At 30.6% G+C, this 18,108-nt stretch carries 17 protein-coding genes; 8 read left to right on the top strand and 9 right to left on the bottom strand.

All coding sequences use genetic code 11. From position 1 onward, the window contains the following. Positions 1-19 precede the first annotated feature (19 nt). The 5 genes from aroC (at position 20) to GQR95_RS12150 (ending at position 4,726) form a co-directional block, all read left to right on the top strand. A complete protein-coding gene (aroC, locus tag GQR95_RS12170) occupies positions 20-1,081 on the top strand; it encodes a chorismate synthase (protein ID WP_159023419.1) in 1,062 nt (353 codons plus the stop codon). Positions 1,082-1,232: 151 nt separating this feature from the next. After that, positions 1,233-2,537 (top strand): dicarboxylate/amino acid:cation symporter, encoded by a 1,305-nt coding sequence (locus tag GQR95_RS12165; protein ID WP_159023418.1) that lies wholly within the window; start codon positions 1,233-1,235, stop codon positions 2,535-2,537. 181 nt (positions 2,538-2,718) lie between these two features. Beyond that, positions 2,719-3,282 (top strand): TetR/AcrR family transcriptional regulator, encoded by a 564-nt coding sequence (locus GQR95_RS12160; RefSeq protein WP_159023417.1) that lies wholly within the window; start codon positions 2,719-2,721, stop codon positions 3,280-3,282. 70 nt (positions 3,283-3,352) lie between these two features. After that, the gene (locus tag GQR95_RS12155) at positions 3,353-3,901 is read left to right on the top strand and encodes a carboxymuconolactone decarboxylase family protein (protein WP_159023416.1); all 549 of its coding nucleotides are present in this window, start codon (positions 3,353-3,355) and stop codon (positions 3,899-3,901) included. A gap of 177 nt (positions 3,902-4,078) precedes the next feature. Further along, positions 4,079-4,726, top strand: a complete 648-nt coding sequence (locus tag GQR95_RS12150) for a DsbA family protein (protein ID WP_159023415.1) — start codon at positions 4,079-4,081, stop codon at positions 4,724-4,726. Between the two features lie 393 nt (positions 4,727-5,119). Here GQR95_RS12150 and GQR95_RS12145 read toward each other — a convergent pair whose 3' ends face one another. The 3 genes from GQR95_RS12145 to GQR95_RS12135 form a co-directional block, all read right to left on the bottom strand. Next, a complete protein-coding gene (locus tag GQR95_RS12145; RefSeq protein WP_159023414.1) occupies positions 5,120-5,536 on the bottom strand; it encodes a thiol-disulfide oxidoreductase DCC family protein in 417 nt (138 codons plus the stop codon). A 263-nt stretch (positions 5,537-5,799) separates the two neighbouring features. Continuing rightward, positions 5,800-7,965 carry a DNA mismatch repair protein MutS gene (locus GQR95_RS12140; RefSeq protein WP_159023413.1) on the bottom strand — a complete coding sequence of 722 codons (2,166 nt, stop codon included), beginning with the start codon at positions 7,963-7,965 and terminating at the stop codon, positions 5,800-5,802. Between the two features lie 59 nt (positions 7,966-8,024). After that, positions 8,025-9,521, bottom strand: coding sequence for a YfcC family protein (locus tag GQR95_RS12135; RefSeq protein WP_159023412.1), 1,497 nt, complete (start codon positions 9,519-9,521; stop codon positions 8,025-8,027). A gap of 79 nt (positions 9,522-9,600) precedes the next feature. Between GQR95_RS12135 and ung the strand changes: the two genes are divergently transcribed. Next, positions 9,601-10,266, top strand: a complete 666-nt coding sequence (ung, locus tag GQR95_RS12130) for a uracil-DNA glycosylase (protein ID WP_159023411.1) — start codon at positions 9,601-9,603, stop codon at positions 10,264-10,266. A 264-nt stretch (positions 10,267-10,530) separates the two neighbouring features. Here ung and GQR95_RS12125 read toward each other — a convergent pair whose 3' ends face one another. Genes GQR95_RS12125 through GQR95_RS12110 form a run of 4 tightly spaced genes read right to left on the bottom strand, consistent with a single transcriptional unit; the run spans position 10,531 to position 13,629 of the window. Then, complete coding sequence (locus GQR95_RS12125; protein ID WP_159023410.1) at positions 10,531-11,403, bottom strand: nucleoside phosphorylase; 873 nt, start codon at positions 11,401-11,403, stop codon at positions 10,531-10,533. Continuing rightward, a complete protein-coding gene (locus GQR95_RS12120) occupies positions 11,393-12,334 on the bottom strand; it encodes a DUF1835 domain-containing protein (protein ID WP_159023409.1) in 942 nt (313 codons plus the stop codon). The genes GQR95_RS12125 and GQR95_RS12120 overlap by 11 nt, the downstream gene beginning before the upstream one ends. A gap of 3 nt (positions 12,335-12,337) precedes the next feature. Beyond that, the gene (locus GQR95_RS12115; protein WP_159023408.1) at positions 12,338-12,664 is read right to left on the bottom strand and encodes a translation initiation factor; all 327 of its coding nucleotides are present in this window, start codon (positions 12,662-12,664) and stop codon (positions 12,338-12,340) included. A gap of 17 nt (positions 12,665-12,681) precedes the next feature. Next, on the bottom strand, positions 12,682-13,629 hold the full coding sequence (locus GQR95_RS12110; RefSeq protein WP_159023407.1) for an isopenicillin N synthase family oxygenase: 948 nt from the start codon (positions 13,627-13,629) through the stop codon (positions 12,682-12,684). Positions 13,630-14,007: 378 nt separating this feature from the next. Here GQR95_RS12110 and GQR95_RS12105 point away from each other — a divergent pair, with 378 nt between their 5' ends. Both GQR95_RS12105 and GQR95_RS12100 read left to right on the top strand, forming a co-directional pair. Next, the gene (locus GQR95_RS12105) at positions 14,008-14,706 is read left to right on the top strand and encodes a hypothetical protein (RefSeq protein ID WP_159023406.1); all 699 of its coding nucleotides are present in this window, start codon (positions 14,008-14,010) and stop codon (positions 14,704-14,706) included. A gap of 208 nt (positions 14,707-14,914) precedes the next feature. After that, entirely contained in the window at positions 14,915-15,367 is a 453-nt protein-coding gene (locus GQR95_RS12100) for a cold-shock protein (protein WP_159023405.1), read from the top strand. 33 nt (positions 15,368-15,400) lie between these two features. Here GQR95_RS12100 and GQR95_RS12095 read toward each other — a convergent pair whose 3' ends face one another. After that, entirely contained in the window at positions 15,401-16,636 is a 1,236-nt protein-coding gene (locus GQR95_RS12095; RefSeq protein ID WP_159023404.1) for a hypothetical protein, read from the bottom strand. Beyond that, positions 16,626-17,966: a DUF4270 family protein gene (locus GQR95_RS12090; protein ID WP_159023403.1), complete on the bottom strand. Its 1,341-nt coding sequence runs from the start codon at positions 17,964-17,966 to the stop codon at positions 16,626-16,628. The genes GQR95_RS12095 and GQR95_RS12090 overlap by 11 nt, the downstream gene beginning before the upstream one ends. Positions 17,967-18,108 lie beyond the last annotated feature (142 nt).

The raw sequence follows: 18,108 nt of genomic DNA, 5'->3' as shown, positions 1-18,108 counted from the left end.
GCGAAAAATAATATTTGTTATGGCAGGAAATTCCTTTGGAAAAATATTTAAAATCACCACTTTCGGTGAATCTCATGGTGTTGCTTTAGGAGGAGTTCTAGATGGATGCCCTGCAGGTATTACAATAGATTTAGACGCTATTCAAGTAGAAATGAATCGCAGAAAACCTGGTCAATCTGCTATTGTTACTCAAAGAAAAGAACCGGATGAAGTAAAATTCTTATCAGGTATTTTTGAAGGCAAAACAACAGGAACATCTATTGGGTTTATTATTGAAAATTCTAATCAGAAGTCTCACGACTATTCTCATATTAAAGATTCTTTTCGCCCGTCGCACGCCGATTATGTATATGAAAAAAAATATGGTGTACGCGATTATAGAGGAGGCGGACGTAGTTCAGCGAGAGAAACAGCATGTCGTGTTGTAGCTGGAGCAGTTGCTAAACAGGTATTAAAAGGTATGGAATTTCATGCTTTTACATCGTCTGTAGGAGATATTTTTATGGAGAAACCTTATCAAGATATTGATTTTAATAATATTGAAAGTAATATAGTACGTTGTCCTGATACGGAAACTGCAGATAAAATGATTTCTAAGATTAAAGAAATTAGAAAAGCAGGAGATACCATTGGAGGAACAGTTACTTGTGTAATTAAAAATGTCCCTTTAGGATTAGGAGAACCTGTTTTTGATAAATTACATGCAGAATTAGGTAAAGCCATGCTCTCTATAAACGCTGTAAAAGGCTTTGAATACGGTAGTGGGTTTTGTGGTGCTAAAATGAAAGGAAGCGAACATAACGACTTATATAACCCAGACGGTACAACTAAAACAAATCTCTCTGGAGGTATACAAGGTGGTATTAGTAATGGTATGGATATTTACTTTAGAGTGGCTTTTAAACCTGTAGCAACCATTATGCAAACGCAAGAAACCATAGATAAAGACGGTAATATTGTAAAAATGGATGGAAAAGGAAGACATGATCCTTGTGTTGTTCCTAGAGCTGTACCAATTGTAGAAGCTATGGCGGCATTGGTTATAGCAGATTATTTTTTATTAGATAAAGTATATCAATAAACTAAACTTAGAATCATTATATATTTAAGAGGTTTTCTACACATTTTCAGTTCAATAGGATTTTAACAGAACAAAATGTATAGAAAACCTTTTTTTATGTTGTGATAACTTATAAATTTAACAATAAAACAAAAAATATTAAAATCACACTATGAAGAAGCTTGCACTACATTGGAAAATTTTAATAGGAATGGGGGTAGGTGTTTTATTCGCCTTACTAATGACTCAATTTGAATGGGGAGCAACATTTATTGGAAATTGGATTAAGCCATTTGGTAACATGTTTATCAATTCCTTAAAACTTATTGCTGTGCCTTTAATCTTAGCCTCTTTAATTAAAGGTGTATCAGATTTAAAAGACATCTCTAAACTCTCTAAAATGGGAGGAAAAACCATCGGAATCTATATCTTAACTACTGTAATTGCTGTGTGTATTGGTCTAGCTATTGTAAACATAGTAAAACCAGGACATTCTATTACAGCAGAGACAAGAGCGCAACTTGTAGAAAATTATAAAACTGATGCGGATTCTAGAATAGCACAGGCTGAAAAACAAAAAAAAGCAGGCCCTTTACAAGCTCTAGAAGATATTGTGCCAAGTAATATCTTTCAAGCAGCATCAGACAACGGAAATATGCTGCAAGTTATTTTCTTTGCCATTTTCTTTGGTATTGGATTAATACTTATTCCCGAAAAGCAAGCTAAACCTGTAAAAGAATTTTTTGATGGTTTTAATGAAGTTATCTTAAAACTTATTGATATAATTATGTTAGCTGCACCTTATGGTGTATTTGCCTTACTTGCAGCTTTAGTTGTAGAAGCTCCTAGTGCAGATTTATTTAAAGCTTTAGGTTGGTATGCTTTTAGTGTGATTACGGGATTAGCCATTATGATATTCACATATTCTGTTCTTGTTTATGTTTTTACAAAAAAAACACCAAGATTCTTCTTTAATGGAATTTCTCCAGCACAACTTTTAGCTTTCTCAACAAGTAGTAGTGCCGCAACATTGCCGCTTACTATGGAACGTGTAGAAGAACATTTAGGCGTAGAAGAGGAGGTTGCTAGTTTTGTACTACCTATTGGGGCCACTGTTAATATGGACGGAACAAGCTTATATCAAGCCATTGCTGCCGTGTTTATAGCGCAAGCCTTTGGTATAGAATTAAGTTTAGGTGTACAATTAGGTATTATAGTAACTGCTACATTATCTTCAATTGGAAGTGCTGCAGTACCAGGAGCTGGTATGGTTATGTTGGTTATTGTTTTAGCTCAAGCAGGTATTCCCGAAGCTGGATTAGCATTAATTTTCGCTATAGATAGACCGTTAGATATGTGTCGTACTGTTGTAAATATTACAGGAGATGCTGCCGTTTCAATGATTGTTGCTAATTCAGAAGGGCGTTTAGGAGATCCTAAAGAAAAAGATTGGGACGATAATTACGAAAAAAAATAACACTTTTTAAACTATAGGTTTCTATAGCTATAAATTCAATTAAGACTCTATATTTAAGCACTTTAAATATAGAGTCTTAATTTTTTAGTTTAATGTTTACAAACATCCTTATACTTAATTAAACGTTAAATAACATCGTTTATCTAACCGATTGTTTAGTTTTATACTGTATTTAAAAATAATGGCAAGAAAGAAAGAATATATAGAAACAGAAGTCGTAGAAAAAGCAATGCAATTGTTTTGGAGAAATGGCTATGAAACAACTTCTATGCAAATGCTTGAAAAAGAAATGGGCATTAACAAGTTTTCTATTTATTCTAGTTTCGGAAATAAAAACGGTTTATTCCTTGAGTGTCTAAAATGTTACAAAGAAAAAATAAGTAATATATTCGAAAAATTTAAAAATGCACCCAACGGAATTGAAGATATTAAACAATTTTTTTACGATTCTGTAAGTTCTAATTTTAATGACGACTATATTAAAGGTTGCCTGATAACAAATACATATAATGAGTTTTCTAATAAAGAAGATAAAGCTATAAAAGAACAAATGAATGCTTTTATGAATAACCTAAAGCTAATCATTATAGATAAGCTTAAAAAGGATAGTACAAAAAGCGAAGCAGCCATATTAGAACAAGCTAATTATTTGCTTTTGGCTAAACATGGTTTAGCAGCAGCTGCAAGAGTTAATTCTAAAAAAGAAATTGAAGATTATATTGAAATGACCTTTAAAAACATTTAAACATTTTTTTTACCAAATAACTAAACGAACGTTTAGAAATAATAATAAATATAAAATTAAACACACAATTATGACAACATTACAAATTCACAATATTGAAACGGCACCAGAAGAAAGCAAAGGATTATTAGAAAATTCACAAAAAGCATATGGAATGATTCCTGGTTTACATGGTGTTTTAGCAGGTTCTCCACAAACACTTACAGCATACCAAACATTACATGAGTTATTTACTAAGACATCTTTTAATGAAGACGAATTAACAGTAGTATGGCAAGCTATAAACGTAGAACATGCATGTCATTATTGCGTACCTGCACACACAGGAATAGCAAAAATGATGAAAGTAGATGATACTATTACTGAAGCTTTACGTAACGAAACACCTCTTGAAGATTCTAAATTAGAAGCTTTACGCACCATGACTTTAACTATTGTTAGAAATCGTGGTCATGTATCTCAAGAAGATTTAAATGCATTTTATGCAGCCGGTTATGGCGAACAACAAGTGTTAGAAATTATTTTAGGATTATCTCAAAAAGTAATTAGTAACTACACAAATCATATAGCAAATACACCTGTAGATGCTCCTTTTCAGCCTTTTGCTTGGAAAAAATAATATTGTAATACCTAATTTACATGTTAATAGCTTTAGACCTTCCATATTTTTTATGGAAGGTTTATTTGTATAACAAAATAGTTAAACTTTATATTTAAGTAAGTACAATAAATAATTATAAATCAGATTAATGGGGTTTTATAAAGTTTATAATTAATAACTTATAATAGTTTTAAAATGACAAATAAATTAAAAATTGATATAGTATCAGACGTAGTTTGTCCATGGTGTACAATTGGATATAAACGATTGGAAAAAGCAATTTTAGAGTTAGGTGTTCAAGATCAAGTAGACATTGAATGGCAACCTTTTGAATTGAATCCAAAAATGCCTGCCGAAGGCCAAAACGTTCAGGAACATATTGAAGAAAAATATGGTGCAACTTTAGAACAACAAAAAGAATCGCAACAAAATATGGCAGATACAGGTGAAGCACTTGGATTTACATTTGATTATTTTGATGAGATGCGCATGGTAAATACGTTCGAAGCTCATATTTTACTTGAATACGCACATACTTTTGGAAAACAAACCAATTTAAAAATGCGTTTAATGACAGCCTTTTTTAGCGAAAGAAAAGATGTGTCTGATAGAGCCATATTAAAACAAGCGTTATTAGACGTTGGTTTAAATGCAGAAGAAGGTCTCGCTTTATTAGATCAGGAAGCAGCACAATCTGAAGTAAGAACTAAAGAAGAATATTGGAAAAACATGGGAATAACCTCTGTGCCAACTATTGTTTTTAATAGAGCAAGTGCAATAACAGGAGCACAGCCTATAGATGTATTTAAAGAAGTACTTACAGATCTTTTAAAAACGTCTTAACACTGTAAAAATAATTCACAAAAAAAAAGCCTCATAAATTATTATGAGGCTTTTTTTTTAGATTAAAAATTGACTTTAGTTTTGTAAAGCTTTTTTAATTTTCTTAGCATATTCTGCAGCGTTTTCACTAATGTTTGAAGGATTTTCAAGACTAGATGTTACTAAAGCAACAAGTTGTTTCCCTTCTTCTTCATCTAAGTTACAGTTTCTATAACATACGTTTTAACCGTTGTAGTTGCAGAAGTCATTGGCATATAACTTCCAGTGCTTACATATGTTAATAGATGACTATAATACCCGTAAAATGCACCGTAGTATTCTTCATATTAATAGTCTAATACTTTTACACTAGAACAGCTATTTTTACATAAAAACCTTCAAAATAGTTGACTTTTATTCTAGAAATTTATTTTTCAAAGCTTTTGTAGGAATCATGCAAGCCTCCTTTTTTCCATACCATTGGTATCTGTTTCTGGCAATATAGTCGTAAACAGCATCTCTAATAAACTTTGGTATAATTAAAAATATAGCTAATGCACAAATAGGGAAACTTAATTTTGAGGCTATTTTTAAAGCTGCACTTGATTTTGTATAAAGCTTATTGTTAGGAGTATATAATAAAATTGAATCAGTTTTATCTGTATCTATGTTAAACGATTTTATTATTGGTTGCGCCGTTTTTCCTTGTAAAGTAGTAAATCTGAATCGGTTCTTTTTATCGTGTTTTATTATAAATTGAACAGAATGATCGCATAAATTACAAACCCCATCGAAAAGGACTAGTTCTTCATTTTTATGTAATTTAATCATTCTATAAAGTATTTGAGTTTATAATTTATTAGTATTTAAAATACATATCCTAAAGCAATTCTATATTTAAAAGATAACGCTAAAAATTTAAAGGCTGAGTGTATTAAATATAATTTTCTAATGTTTCATCTGACCCTGAAAATTTAAAAAAATATTTTTTACTTATTAAACCTACTGGTTTTCATGGTTATTTGTAATTACTCTTAAATTATAAATTCTATAATAAACTGATAAATAGTGCTTTACTTATTTTAGTATTGTATTTATTTTTTTGCTTCAACAAGTTCTAATTGATCTATATCTACATTGGTTGTAAAAATACCATAATTTACAAAGGCTTTATTTTTCTCTATAGTATCTATACTTCCAATAGCTTTTCCGTCAATCATACGAACGCGATCTCCTAATTTTAAAGTTACCTTTGGTTTTGGAGCTTCAATAGCTTTTTGCTTCGCTATTTTCTTTTTCTGACGAATAACTTCAACCTTCTTCTCGGCTTCAACAACTACTTTTTGCTCTTTAGCTTTCTGAATTTTCTTTTCTTTAACGGTAACACGTTTGCGTTTAGAGTTTTCTATTTGTACCACTTTAAACAGGTCGTCTAGCATTTCTTTTTTACGCTTATTATCGAAGTACTTCTCAGAAATATCATTCAATTTCTGTCCTAAATAAATTAAACGCTGATTACTATCGTATAACTCTTGATAGCTTTCTAGTTTTTTCTGAATTTTAGTATTTGTTTCTTCTAATTTCTCTGCTTCAGATAATTTTTTCTGCTCGTTAACTTTAAGAGAACGCTCTGTTTGTTCTAACTTATTACGCTCTTTTTGAAGCTTAGCAATTGTAGCATCAAACCGTACTTTACTACCTTCAATCTTCTTTTTAGCTTTGTTTATTAAACTATATGGAATGCCGTTTTTCTGGGCAACCTCAAACGTAAACGAACTTCCTGCTTGTCCTAAAACCAGTTTAAAAATAGGTTCTAGGGTTTTATTGTTAAACTGCATATTTGCATTTTGCATGTATGGCAATTCGTTAGCTAAAATTTTTAAGTTAGAGTAGTGCGTAGTAATAATCCCATAAGCTTCACGCTGATAAAATTCTTCTAGAAAAGTTTCTGCAAGAGCTCCTCCTAATTCAGGATCTGAACCTGTACCAAATTCATCAATTAAAAACAATGTTCTACTATTACACTTTTTCAAGAAGTAGTTCATTTGTTTTAATCGGTAACTATAGGTACTTAAATGATTTTCAATAGATTGATTGTCTCCAATATCACTTAAAACGCGATCGAATATATACGTTTTACTACGTTCGTGCACAGGAATTAACATACCACTTTGCAACATAACTTGTAATAAACCTACTGTTTTTAAGGTGATACTTTTCCCACCGGCATTAGGTCCTGAAATAACAATAATTCTATTATTTTCATTCAAGGTAATGGTTTGCGGATATGTTGTTTTTCCTTTTTTAGAATTTGTTAAAAATAATAAAGGGTGATAAGCGTCTCGTAAAAACATACTTCGCTCTTCGGTAATCTCTGGAAGAATAGCATTTAAAGATTTAGCGTACTGCGATTTTGCAGCAATAAGATCTATTTTTATTAAAAACGATTGGTAGTCTTGTAATAATCCTAAAAACGGACGAATAAAATTGGTTAAGCTTTTAAGGATTTTTACAATTTCTTCTTTTTCTTCAAACTGTAAATTGTGTAATTCTCGAGTATATTTTAAAGTAGCTTCAGGCTCTATAAAAACAATACTTCCTGTTTTACTACTTCCCATAATAGACCCTTTTACTTTACGTCTATACATGGCTTTTACTGCTAAAACACGTTTGTTTTCTATAACAGATTCACGAATATCGTCTAAATAATCAAGTCCTTGATACATACTTAAAGCCGAAGAAAAACTTCCATTTATCTGGCCTTTAAGCTTATTCATGGTTTGTCTAATACCAAATAATAATGGTGATGCATTATTTTTAATTTCACCAAATCGGTCAACAATAGCATTTATATTATCTATAATTACTTTTGTAATTTCTATATGAGAAGCACTTTGATATAAGTTGGGATAGTATTCTTGGAATTTTTTAAGAAATACGATTATTTCATTTGTAGCTTGAGATATGGCCACAATTTTTTTAAGGCTATGGACTTCTAAATATGTGTTTTCAATTTTAAGAAGTTTTATTTCCTTAGTAATATCATCGAAACCATGATTTGGAATACGATTATCGTTATAAAAAGACGATACATATTCATGTGTTAATTGAAGCTCGTGTAATACGTCTTCTTTCTGTGGTAAAGGTAAAATATTAAGAGCTGCCTGATGGCCTAAAGCTGTAATACAGTATTCGCTAACTTGTTCTAGAACAGTCTGAAACTCTAAATCTTGTAATGTCTTTTGGTGAATGTTTATCATCCTAAATTTTGAAACTTTTAAAAAGAAGCAAATTTAAGGAAATAAATAGGTTTAAGCCTCTAAATATAGACTGAAATTGTTAATACAATCATGATGAAAATTAACAAAATCCCAACTAAAGGCATAACAAAACGTAACCATTTATTGAAACCAATTTTTACAATGGCTAAAGAAGCTAAAATTAGTCCTGTTGGATTAATAAAAGCAAACAATCCCATTCCAAATTGATACGCACTTACAACCAAATCGCGACCAATACCAACGCCATCTGCTAAAGGCGCCATAATTGGCATAGTTAAAACGGCCATTCCTGAAGACGACGGAATAAAGAAAGATAACGCACTATAAATGTAAAGCATAGCATTTATAAATACACCTTTATTCATCCCTTCGGTTAAAGAACTTGCATAAAACAATAGAGAATCGCTAATTAAACCATCTTCCATTAAAACGGTAACACCACGTGCAATCCCAATAATAAAGGCAACACCTAGTAAATCGTTCGCTCCTTTAATAAAGGTATCTACAAATACAGCTTCTTTAATTCTAGCAATAATTCCTATAATAATAGCGCCTACAAGAAAAACAGTTGTCATTTCTAAAAACCACCAATCTAATTGTGATACACCATAAATCATGACCACAAAACACATTAAAAATAAGATTAAAATTACTTTATATTTTAATGTTAATGCAACAGCAGAATCCGTATTTGTTAAAGGAAATTGACTTTCTATTTCTTCTTTCTGATCGAAAATAATAGATTTAGAAGGATCTTCTTTAACGCGTTGTGCATAACGAATAATGTATATCAAACAAATTAACAAGCCTAAAACCAACACAACTAATCGTGTAGTTAAACCGGTTGTCCAATTAATTCCAGCTGCATCTGAAGCAATAATAGTGCAAAACGGATTTACAGTAGACGCTAAAGTTCCAATACAAGACCCTATATAAATAGAAGCTAAGGCAACCATAGCATCGTATTTTGCAGCAATAAATACGGGAATAAGAATAGGGTAGAAGGCAATAGTTTCTTCGGCAAGACCAAAGGTTGTACCTCCAACAGCAATTAAAAATGTAATCACAATTATTAAAATATATTCTCGGCCTTTTAATGTGCTGGCAAGTGAAGAAATACCGGCTTCAAAAGCACCACTAAAATTCATAATTCCTATAAAGCCACCTATAATTAATACAAAAAGTATAACGTCTATAGCCTCCATAATACCTTTTATTGGCGATTGTATAAAAGCCATAATACCTTGAGGTTGGGCCTCTAAAGTGTGGTACGTATTTGGTATTCCTATAGGTTTAAAAATATCTCCGTTTGTAAATTTTTCAATCGGAATTTTAATATCTAAAGTTTCTAAAGTTTCTTGTGTAGCAGGTAAAACTAAACGTTCTGTTTTCTTTACTTGCGTAAATGTATTGGTCACTTTATTATACGTTAATCGGTCGTATTTTCCAGCAGGAATAATATATGTTAAGAGTGCTACAACAGCAGCTATAATAAGTAATACGGTTAAAGCAGTAGGAAATTTAATAGCCTTCATAAAAGACGTGTTTTTTTTGATTTTTTATGACACGAAAGATAATACTATTTTTACATTTGAACTTTTAAGAACACAAATTATGTCAAAAAACATTAACTCTGATTGGTTCACACGTTTACAACCTGAATTTGAAAAACCATACTTTAAAAGTTTATGGCATTTTGTTGAAGACGAATATGCTTCTCATGTATGTTACCCTCCAGAAAATGAAATATTTAATGCCTTTAATTCTTGTGCTTTTAAAGATGTAAAGGTTGTTATTTTAGGACAAGATCCTTATCATGGTCCTGGGCAAGCTAATGGTTTATGTTTTTCTGTAGCAGATGGTATTGCACATCCGCCTTCATTAAAAAATATTTTTAAAGAAATTGAAAGCGATTTAGGGAAAAGTTATCCTAAAAGCGGAAATTTAGAGCGTTGGGCAAATCAGGGTGTACTGTTATTAAATGCGACATTAACCGTTAGAGAACATGCCGCAGGAAGTCATCAGAAAAAAGGATGGGAAACGTTTACAGACCATATTATTTCGCTTATAAATACGAAAAAAGAAGGCGTTGTCTTTTTATTATGGGGCGGATTTGCTAAAAAGAAATCTAAATTAATCGACACAGAAAGACACTTCATTTTAACCTCAGGACATCCGTCTCCTTTAAGTGCGAATAGAGGATATTGGTTTGGGAACAAACATTTTAGTAAAACTAACTCCCTGTTGCAGCGTAATAAACAGTCTGAGATTCTTTGGTAGGGATTTTTTTTACGGGCTCTATTTCTTTAGTTTTAACACTACTGGTCACTTTATTACAACTAAAAGCTAATAATAAAATATTGATAATAATAAGTAGTGCTACAACAGATACAATTGTTAATAGCATATTTTCATAAGTTGGTTGATTAAACTTATGAATTACTTTTTAACTGACCTAAGTTATTATACATTTTTCGATGTAATCAATGTTATTTTTTCAAAAGTTAAAACCAAAACAATCATAATTAGTTAGATTATAACCTTCTATAGATTTGTAATTCTATCTAAAGTATATGTAATTAAATGTTCTATTAATAGACCTGGATCTTTACTAAATTGGCCTGTAGCACGATTTGCAATAATGGCATTTAAAGACAATGCATTGTGACCAAGAAGAGCAGATAAACCGTATATAGCTGCAGTTTCCATTTCAAAATTAACAACCTTAAGACCTTCAAAATCAAAATCGTGTAATCTATCATTTAAAATAGGATCTTCGGTTTTTAATCTTAAAACACGACCTTGTGGCCCGTAAAAACCACTTGCTGTAGCTGTTACACCCGATTTTGTTTTTTCAGAAGCAAATATATCTTCTAACATTTTACTGTTTTTAACTAAAACTGGAGTCGATTTGTTTGTATTCCATTTTGTAAACGCCACAAAATCATCTTCAAAAGGTTTGTTTCTAATACTTTCAATATCATAAAAATGAAGCATACCAGAAAAATCTAATCCACAAGCACTTAATGCAAAAGAATCTACAGGAACTTCTTTTTGTAACGAGCCAGAAGTACCAACACGAATAATATTTAAAGATGTTAATGCTGTTTTAAGTGTTCTGGTTTCAAAATCGATGTTTACTAAAGCATCTAATTCATTTAAAACAATATCTATATTATCGCAACCAATACCAGTAGAAATTACACTAATACGTTTGCCTTTATATAATCCGGTTTCGGTTTTAAATTCTCTTTTTTGTGTAGAATGTTCAACCGAATCAAAATACTTAGTGATTTTACTCACACGATCTTGATCGCCAACTAATATTATGGTGTCTGCAATGTGTTCTGGTTTTAAATTTAAATGATAGATGCTACCATCTGGATTTAAAATTAATTCTGATTCTTTAATTTTCATGATCAGTTGCTTGTATTAATTTATTTAATTTGATATCGAAATTAAAATCTTTCTTATTTACGCCACCGTAAACCATTTTATCTCGAATAAGAGCCTCGTAATTCGCTTTATAATTTAAGGCTTTGTTTCCGTCTTCGTTTAACGTTAAGCTTTGGGTGGTTTCGTTAAAAAACACTGCAAGTCTGTCTATTAAGCGCTCGAACTGTAAGTCTCCATAACCGTAAAATCCTTGATAGTTTAATGCATATCCCATTAAGTGATTTCTAGAATGTATTTCTCTACAATTAACTATTTTAAGAATATTAAGTTCTAATTCGCTTAACCCATTTTCAGAATTCGGAAAACGTTGTAAATGTGCTTTTAAACAATTGCTTAAATAATCGAAAGACGAATGCTTAACAATATAAGGTTTTAATAAATTATGATCTTTACCATTATAAAGTTGCCAGAGTGTTCGTGCTAAATCTTTATCTTCTGCTGTTAATCTTACGCGCGCTTCGTAATGATCTGTAAGCTGAGAAGAACTTAACTCTGCTAAACCTTTAAGTTCTTTAATACCATGTATTCTTCCGCTACAGACTAAAAACATTGGTAATTTTATTTTCTTTTGAAGTAATAAATTAATAACACCTATTAAGTTTATATGACAAAATAAATCATATTCAAACCAAAGTATGATTTCAGTATAATTTTCAATGTTATCTAATACTTCTAAATCTTGTTTTAATTTAATAATATCTGCTTCTATATCATAAAAATCGTGTAAAAATTGACGTCTTATTTCTATAAATTCATCAGAATTAATATGCTCTATTGTAGGCCCTTCACACAGCATTTCATGCCATGTTAAAATATCGCCATGCATTTCTAGCTCTTTCAGGTAATTAGTGAGTGCACCACCATTTGTGATATGTAAAGTTTTAGAATCCATATTTTAACCTCCAACACGTTTAACATTAAACCCCTTTTCTTTTAAAATAGTCATTATCTTATCGCGGTAATCGCCTTGAATAATAATTTTATCGTCTTTAAAACTTCCTCCAACACTTAGTACCTTTTTAAGGTCTTTAGCTAATAATTTAAAATCTTCTGTGGCACCAGTATAACCTTCTAATATAGTAATAGGTTTTCCTTTACGTTTCTCGTATTTACAAAGAATAGGATCGTCTTGAATCCATAAATTGGAATTTGAAGTTGATGCTTCTTGAGGCGCTTCTTCATGTTCGGGAAACAGGTTTTTTAACTGGTCTTTTAAATCCATAGCAAGGAAATATTATATTATTTAATTAAACCTAATTCTACTAAGCGTTCATATAAAAATGTGCCTGCAGTAATATCATCAAATTGTTTCGGATGCTTATCGTCTATACAATTTTCTAAAACATCTAATTTCATTTCACTTATTGGGTGCATGAAAAAAGGAATTGAATATCTAGAAGTTCCCCATAATTCTTTAGGCGGATTAATAACGCGGTGTATGGTAGACTTTAATTTGTTATTGGTATGTCTTGACAACATATCTCCTACATTAATCATAATTTCGTCTGGTTGTGCAATAGCATCAATCCATTCGCCTTCGTGATTCTGAACTTGTAAACCACGACCTTGAGCTCCCATTAATAAGGTAATTAAATTAATATCTCCGTGAGCAGCTGCACGAACAGCTTCTTTAGGTTCGGTAGCAATAGGAGGGTAGTGAATTGGACGTAAAATTGAATTTCCGTTTTTTATAAACGTATCAAAATATGTTTCTTCTAAATCTAAATATAGAGCTAAAGCACGTAAAACATATTTAGCAGTTTTTTCAAGCATCTTATATGCTTGTTCTCCAACAGTATTAAAGTTAGCAAGTTCTGAAACAATTACGTTGTCTGGATATATTTCGTCTAATTTATCATCATCTTCTACATATTGTCCAAAATGCCAAAATTCTTTTAAATCGCCTTCCGTTTTACCTTTAGCGTGTTCTTTTCCAAAAGAGGTGTAGCCACGTTGTCCACCAATACCTTCAATTTCATATTTAGCTTTATCTGCTTCTGGTAAATCAAAAAAATGTTTTATTTCAGAATATAAATCAGACACTAATTGTTCGTCTAAAAAATGTCCCTTTAAAGCAACAAAACCTATATCTTCATAAGCGCGACCTATTTGGTCTACAAATTGTTGTTTTTTAATCGGGTCGTTAGAAATAAAAGATTTTAAATCTACACTTGGAATACTATTCATATATATCTATTTTACTAAGCTAGTTCTACAAATGTACAAAAAACAACGTAAGAAAATTTAAACAATTTTTAAGACTATTTAACTCCTGATTTTCAATATATAACTCTAATTATTTAACTTTAACTATGTAGTAAAACTTAAATTGAAAACGATATAAAAAAGATAGATTAAGTCTACTCATTTTTAATTGAAGATAGATTATATATTAATAAGTTTATTTTAGTTAAAACTCTAACATAAAATGATGATAAAATTATTATTCCGGGAATAAACACATTTCAATTCGTTAAAAGAGTATTAATGTTAACATATTTTAGGAATGATTATGGTTAGGTTTAGAATTAAAAAATTATTTTTGAATTGCACTAATTTACACTAATGAAACACTTTATTATACCTTTTACATTTTTATGCGTTTCAACATCTGTATGGTCACAAATAGATACTAAACTTCCAAATTCTATAAGCATTCCTGCTATTGAAAGCGAAGAAGGACAAGCAACAGAAACCAATAGTTTAGATATAAAACCTCTTGAAGCTCCGTCTCCAGATGAGTCTAACACTTCTAATAAGGTAAATGGATTAACGGTATATAAACGTCCTGATTTAAATGTAGAAGAAGAATTTTCTATGTTTAATAAAAAAGAATATGCAAATCCAGCAGAATTGTTTCAAGGTAATTTAGATAAACAATTACAAATGCCCGAATCTGAAGCTGCAAATCCTAATGCAATTGGGAGTTTAGAAGATCAGTACTTTGGTGATTTTGAAACAGAATCTAAATCGGTAAATATAATTTACAGAGATTATCAAGCTTTTGATGGTGATAGAGTAATGGTGTATTTTAATGACGATATTATTAAGTCTAATGCTTTATTAACAACTGGATTTACTGGTATTACAGTAGAATTACAACCGGGATTAAATAAAATTGAATTTCAGGCATTGAATACAGGAACTTCTGGACCTAATACTGCAGAATTTAAAGTTTTGGATGACGATGGTAACTACATTACGGGTAACACCTGGAACCTTGCAAAGGGCGTAAAAGGCTCTCTTATTATAGTAAAAAAGTAAACAAAAAAAACACGTCGTAATTGTTTTAAAATAACAAAAATAAATTTCTTCTTAACTATTTAATAAAATAGTTTTTTGTTATGTGTTAATCAAATTCAAATACTTACATTATATTTGTAGAAATATGAATTGCTTTAACTTATTTTCTTAGAATTAAATCATTCATTTCAAATAACATAATCTTCAATTTAAAACAAGTAGTAAATTTATGGCTAAGTCTCAACAGACGTACAATAAAATCGAAAAAGAAAAAGCACGTCAAAAAAAGCGTGAAGAAAAATTAAAGAAAAAAGAAGCTAGAAAAGCTGAATCTAAAGACAGTCAAGGTATTCAGTTTGCCTATGTAGATCAATATGGTAATTTAACAGATACGCCACCAGATCCATCTGAAAAGATAAAAGTAGATGCAGACGATATCGTTTTAGGAATTCCTAAGAAAGATGATAGTGATATTGAAGAAGTAGATCCTATACGTAAAGGAAAAGTTTCCTTCTTTGATAGTTCTAAAGGTTTTGGATTTATTATCGATGCAGAAAATTCAGAAAAATATTTCTGTCACGTAAGTGGTTTAATTGATACTATTATTGAAAATGATAAAGTTCAGTTTGAATTAGAACGTGGAATGAAAGGAATGAATGCGGTGCGAGTTAAGAAAATTTAACTTAACCGCATTCATTTATTTATTTTTTTACTCTTATTGTATCTTTCTCTTAACAAACCATTGTCCTGCTAAACTTAAGTTTAGAGTAATTAAATGGTAATTTTCTTGAATAAGGCCATCATAAACTTGGCCTTTTTTCCCGTACGTATAAGATAGGTTTAACATTGATAACCCATCATAGCTTAAAGGAATTCCTATTCCTATATTAGCACCGTAGTTATATATCTTTTTATTGTCTATTTCTAAATTTCCAGAATCGTAATTAAAACCAGCACGATATTCTACATTATTCCAGAATTTAAGCGGATTTGCACTAGGAGCAAATTCTACACCTAAAGCTAAAATGTTCTGATCTACAAATGTACCTAAGTCATCTGTTTGGTCTGTATTAGTCCAGTATTTCATTCTATAATCTATAGCAACATCTACTTGGTCTAAGAATCTTTTTTGTATACCAAATCCAACTTCTAAAGGTAGTTCAAAATCATCTAAGTCGTCTGAGTACTGAATTTCATCATCATAATATTGAGATACAGTGGTTTCTTTACTACCACCTATTAAACTAGGAAATGTAACTACAGCACCTACTGTAACATCTTTTATAGGCTCGTATTGTACACCTGCACCAAATTGAAAGCCAGAATAACTATTAGCGTCGTAAATGGTTAAAACATTAGACCCTATGTAGTCTATTTCGTTTTCTATAATCTGACCAAATAATACAGAACCTGTAGCTCCTATACTTAAATTATCTAATAGTGAATATCCGTAATTTAATTTTAAACTATTTAATCCTCCAGAACCATCAATATCACTAACAAAATAACTTGTTGTTCCTTCAATATCTGTTTTAATATTTGATAAACTATAACCTACATTAGTATATGGAATAAGAGTTAAACTAACACCTGACTTTTTGCTTAAAGGAAAAGCAAATGCCATATTAGAAAAATTGGCTACATTTTTAGTTTCACTAACACCACCATCTATTTGCACACCATATTCAGACTTCATACCTACATCGAAAAAGAATGTTTTTAAAGGCACAGAAGCTAAAGAAGCCGGGTTTAAATTATTAATAAATTTACTAGAACTAGTTGCTATACCAGTACCACCAATTCCAGATGTTTTTCCTGTGTAAGTCGAGTTAAATGTTCCTAAACCATATAATGAATAAGGAGAACTTGTAAGCGAATTACTTTGCGATAAAACAGATAAAGAAGTAAAAAAGCATAGTGTGATTGTGGTTAATAATTTATTAATATTCATAGTCATCGTCGTATAATGCATAGTTTAATTCTAAAGTTGTTTTTGTGTCATCGTTTTCTGCATCTTCACCTTCTAAAATGTAACGGTCTACAGAGTCGTTGTAACCTTGACTAGTAATACCAAGAAAAAGATTGTCAGCGTTGACTTCATTTAATTTTAAATCAAGAAAATATTTTATAGGAATAACATATGTGATATAACCGTTATTTAATCCAACTTCATCGTCTGTTTGAATACCATAAACAACACTTCCTGTATAATCTATAAGTTGATAAGAAGTATCGTTAAATTGGTCTATAATATACACATTTAAAGAATCTCTAATAGATAGGTTATCAGTATCTGTATTATGTTTTATAGATATTTTTAAATTAGCATCCATAATAGCTCCAGAGCCTTTAATAGAATTTACACTTTCTATATAAGGTATGTCTATTCGTGTAGCTAATCCTGATCCGGCCTGAATGTAAGAAGTATTGTCTGTAACTTTACTAGATACTTCTTCTGCCTGATCATCTAAACTCGTTAAATTAGAATTAATACTAGTTTGTGTAATGCTATGAAAACTATTTGCAGAATTAAAAGTCATGTCAAAATAAGATTCATCTCCTTCTTCTACAATGTCTTCGTCTGGTATTGTATAAAAGAAACGTAATTTAGAACCTGTACTAATTCCTAAGACCGCCGTATTATTATCATCCGATACGATTGCTATACCTTTATATTTTTCAGTTAATTCATCAACATTATTAATTATATTATCCTGAATATCGTCAAAAATAGCTTGTCCAAAACTATTGTTTAATGTATAGTGGATTGAATCTTCACGAATAGGAGTAGGGAGAAAATCTGCAGTTCCAAGAGACGTTGTTCCTAAATCAAAATCTGTAGTATTATAATAATAATTATCGTCATCATCTTGTGTTATCTCTTCTAAAACCTCATATACATTGTATTTTTGTCTTGACAGCGTATCATTATAATAATAATTTGTATAATCTAATATTAAGGCTATAGAGTCAAAAACTGCATCTTCATCTATATCGAAATCTGTTGTATACAATTCAAGATAAGGTGTTGCCTTAATGCCTCCTAAAACAGGATCTGTATAACTACCCATAATATATTGGCTAACTCCTGTAATTGCTAAAGAGTCAAATTTGTATGTAGAAGTCTCTACCGTCAAGGTGTCTATATAATACACCTTAGTACCGTTATTAATCCAATCTTCACCTACTTCTTCTACAGATGTTAGATCAGCGTCACAGGATACTAAAAGCGTTACAAAACAACAGGCGCAAAATAGCGCTCTAAAAAAAATTGAATTCATATTTCATTTTTAAAATCTTGCGAACTTACTATCTTATAAATTAGATTAGAAAATTGTTAGACAAAACCCTATAATATATCTTCAAACTGTTACATTTAGACTATTTATAAGTATTACTGTATTCATCGAGTATGAAACAGTG

Source organism: Formosa sp. L2A11 (assembly GCF_009796865.1).
Lineage (GTDB): Bacteria > Bacteroidota > Bacteroidia > Flavobacteriales > Flavobacteriaceae > Formosa.
The sequence above is the reverse complement of the archived record's forward strand: the minus strand, read 5'-3'. Positions and strand labels throughout refer to the sequence as shown.

What these genes read in the sequence shown, in the direction of transcription:
- aroC (WP_159023419.1), top strand. Translation starts at nt 20, where the DNA reads ATGGCAGGAAATTCCTTTGGAAAAATATTTAAAATCACCACTTTCGGT.
- GQR95_RS12165 (WP_159023418.1), top strand. Translation starts at nt 1,233, where the DNA reads ATGAAGAAGCTTGCACTACATTGGAAAATTTTAATAGGAATGGGGGTA.
- GQR95_RS12160 (WP_159023417.1), top strand. Translation starts at nt 2,719, where the DNA reads ATGGCAAGAAAGAAAGAATATATAGAAACAGAAGTCGTAGAAAAAGCA.
- GQR95_RS12155 (WP_159023416.1), top strand. Translation starts at nt 3,353, where the DNA reads ATGACAACATTACAAATTCACAATATTGAAACGGCACCAGAAGAAAGC.
- GQR95_RS12150 (WP_159023415.1), top strand. Translation starts at nt 4,079, where the DNA reads ATGACAAATAAATTAAAAATTGATATAGTATCAGACGTAGTTTGTCCA.
- GQR95_RS12145 (WP_159023414.1), bottom strand. Translation starts at nt 5,536, where the DNA reads ATGATTAAATTACATAAAAATGAAGAACTAGTCCTTTTCGATGGGGTT.
- GQR95_RS12140 (WP_159023413.1), bottom strand. Translation starts at nt 7,965, where the DNA reads ATGATAAACATTCACCAAAAGACATTACAAGATTTAGAGTTTCAGACT.
- GQR95_RS12135 (WP_159023412.1), bottom strand. Translation starts at nt 9,521, where the DNA reads ATGAAGGCTATTAAATTTCCTACTGCTTTAACCGTATTACTTATTATA.
- ung (WP_159023411.1), top strand. Translation starts at nt 9,601, where the DNA reads ATGTCAAAAAACATTAACTCTGATTGGTTCACACGTTTACAACCTGAA.
- GQR95_RS12125 (WP_159023410.1), bottom strand. Translation starts at nt 11,403, where the DNA reads ATGAAAATTAAAGAATCAGAATTAATTTTAAATCCAGATGGTAGCATC.
- GQR95_RS12120 (WP_159023409.1), bottom strand. Translation starts at nt 12,334, where the DNA reads ATGGATTCTAAAACTTTACATATCACAAATGGTGGTGCACTCACTAAT.
- GQR95_RS12115 (WP_159023408.1), bottom strand. Translation starts at nt 12,664, where the DNA reads ATGGATTTAAAAGACCAGTTAAAAAACCTGTTTCCCGAACATGAAGAA.
- GQR95_RS12110 (WP_159023407.1), bottom strand. Translation starts at nt 13,629, where the DNA reads ATGAATAGTATTCCAAGTGTAGATTTAAAATCTTTTATTTCTAACGAC.
- GQR95_RS12105 (WP_159023406.1), top strand. Translation starts at nt 14,008, where the DNA reads ATGAAACACTTTATTATACCTTTTACATTTTTATGCGTTTCAACATCT.
- GQR95_RS12100 (WP_159023405.1), top strand. Translation starts at nt 14,915, where the DNA reads ATGGCTAAGTCTCAACAGACGTACAATAAAATCGAAAAAGAAAAAGCA.
- GQR95_RS12095 (WP_159023404.1), bottom strand. Translation starts at nt 16,636, where the DNA reads ATGAATATTAATAAATTATTAACCACAATCACACTATGCTTTTTTACT.
- GQR95_RS12090 (WP_159023403.1), bottom strand. Translation starts at nt 17,966, where the DNA reads ATGAATTCAATTTTTTTTAGAGCGCTATTTTGCGCCTGTTGTTTTGTA.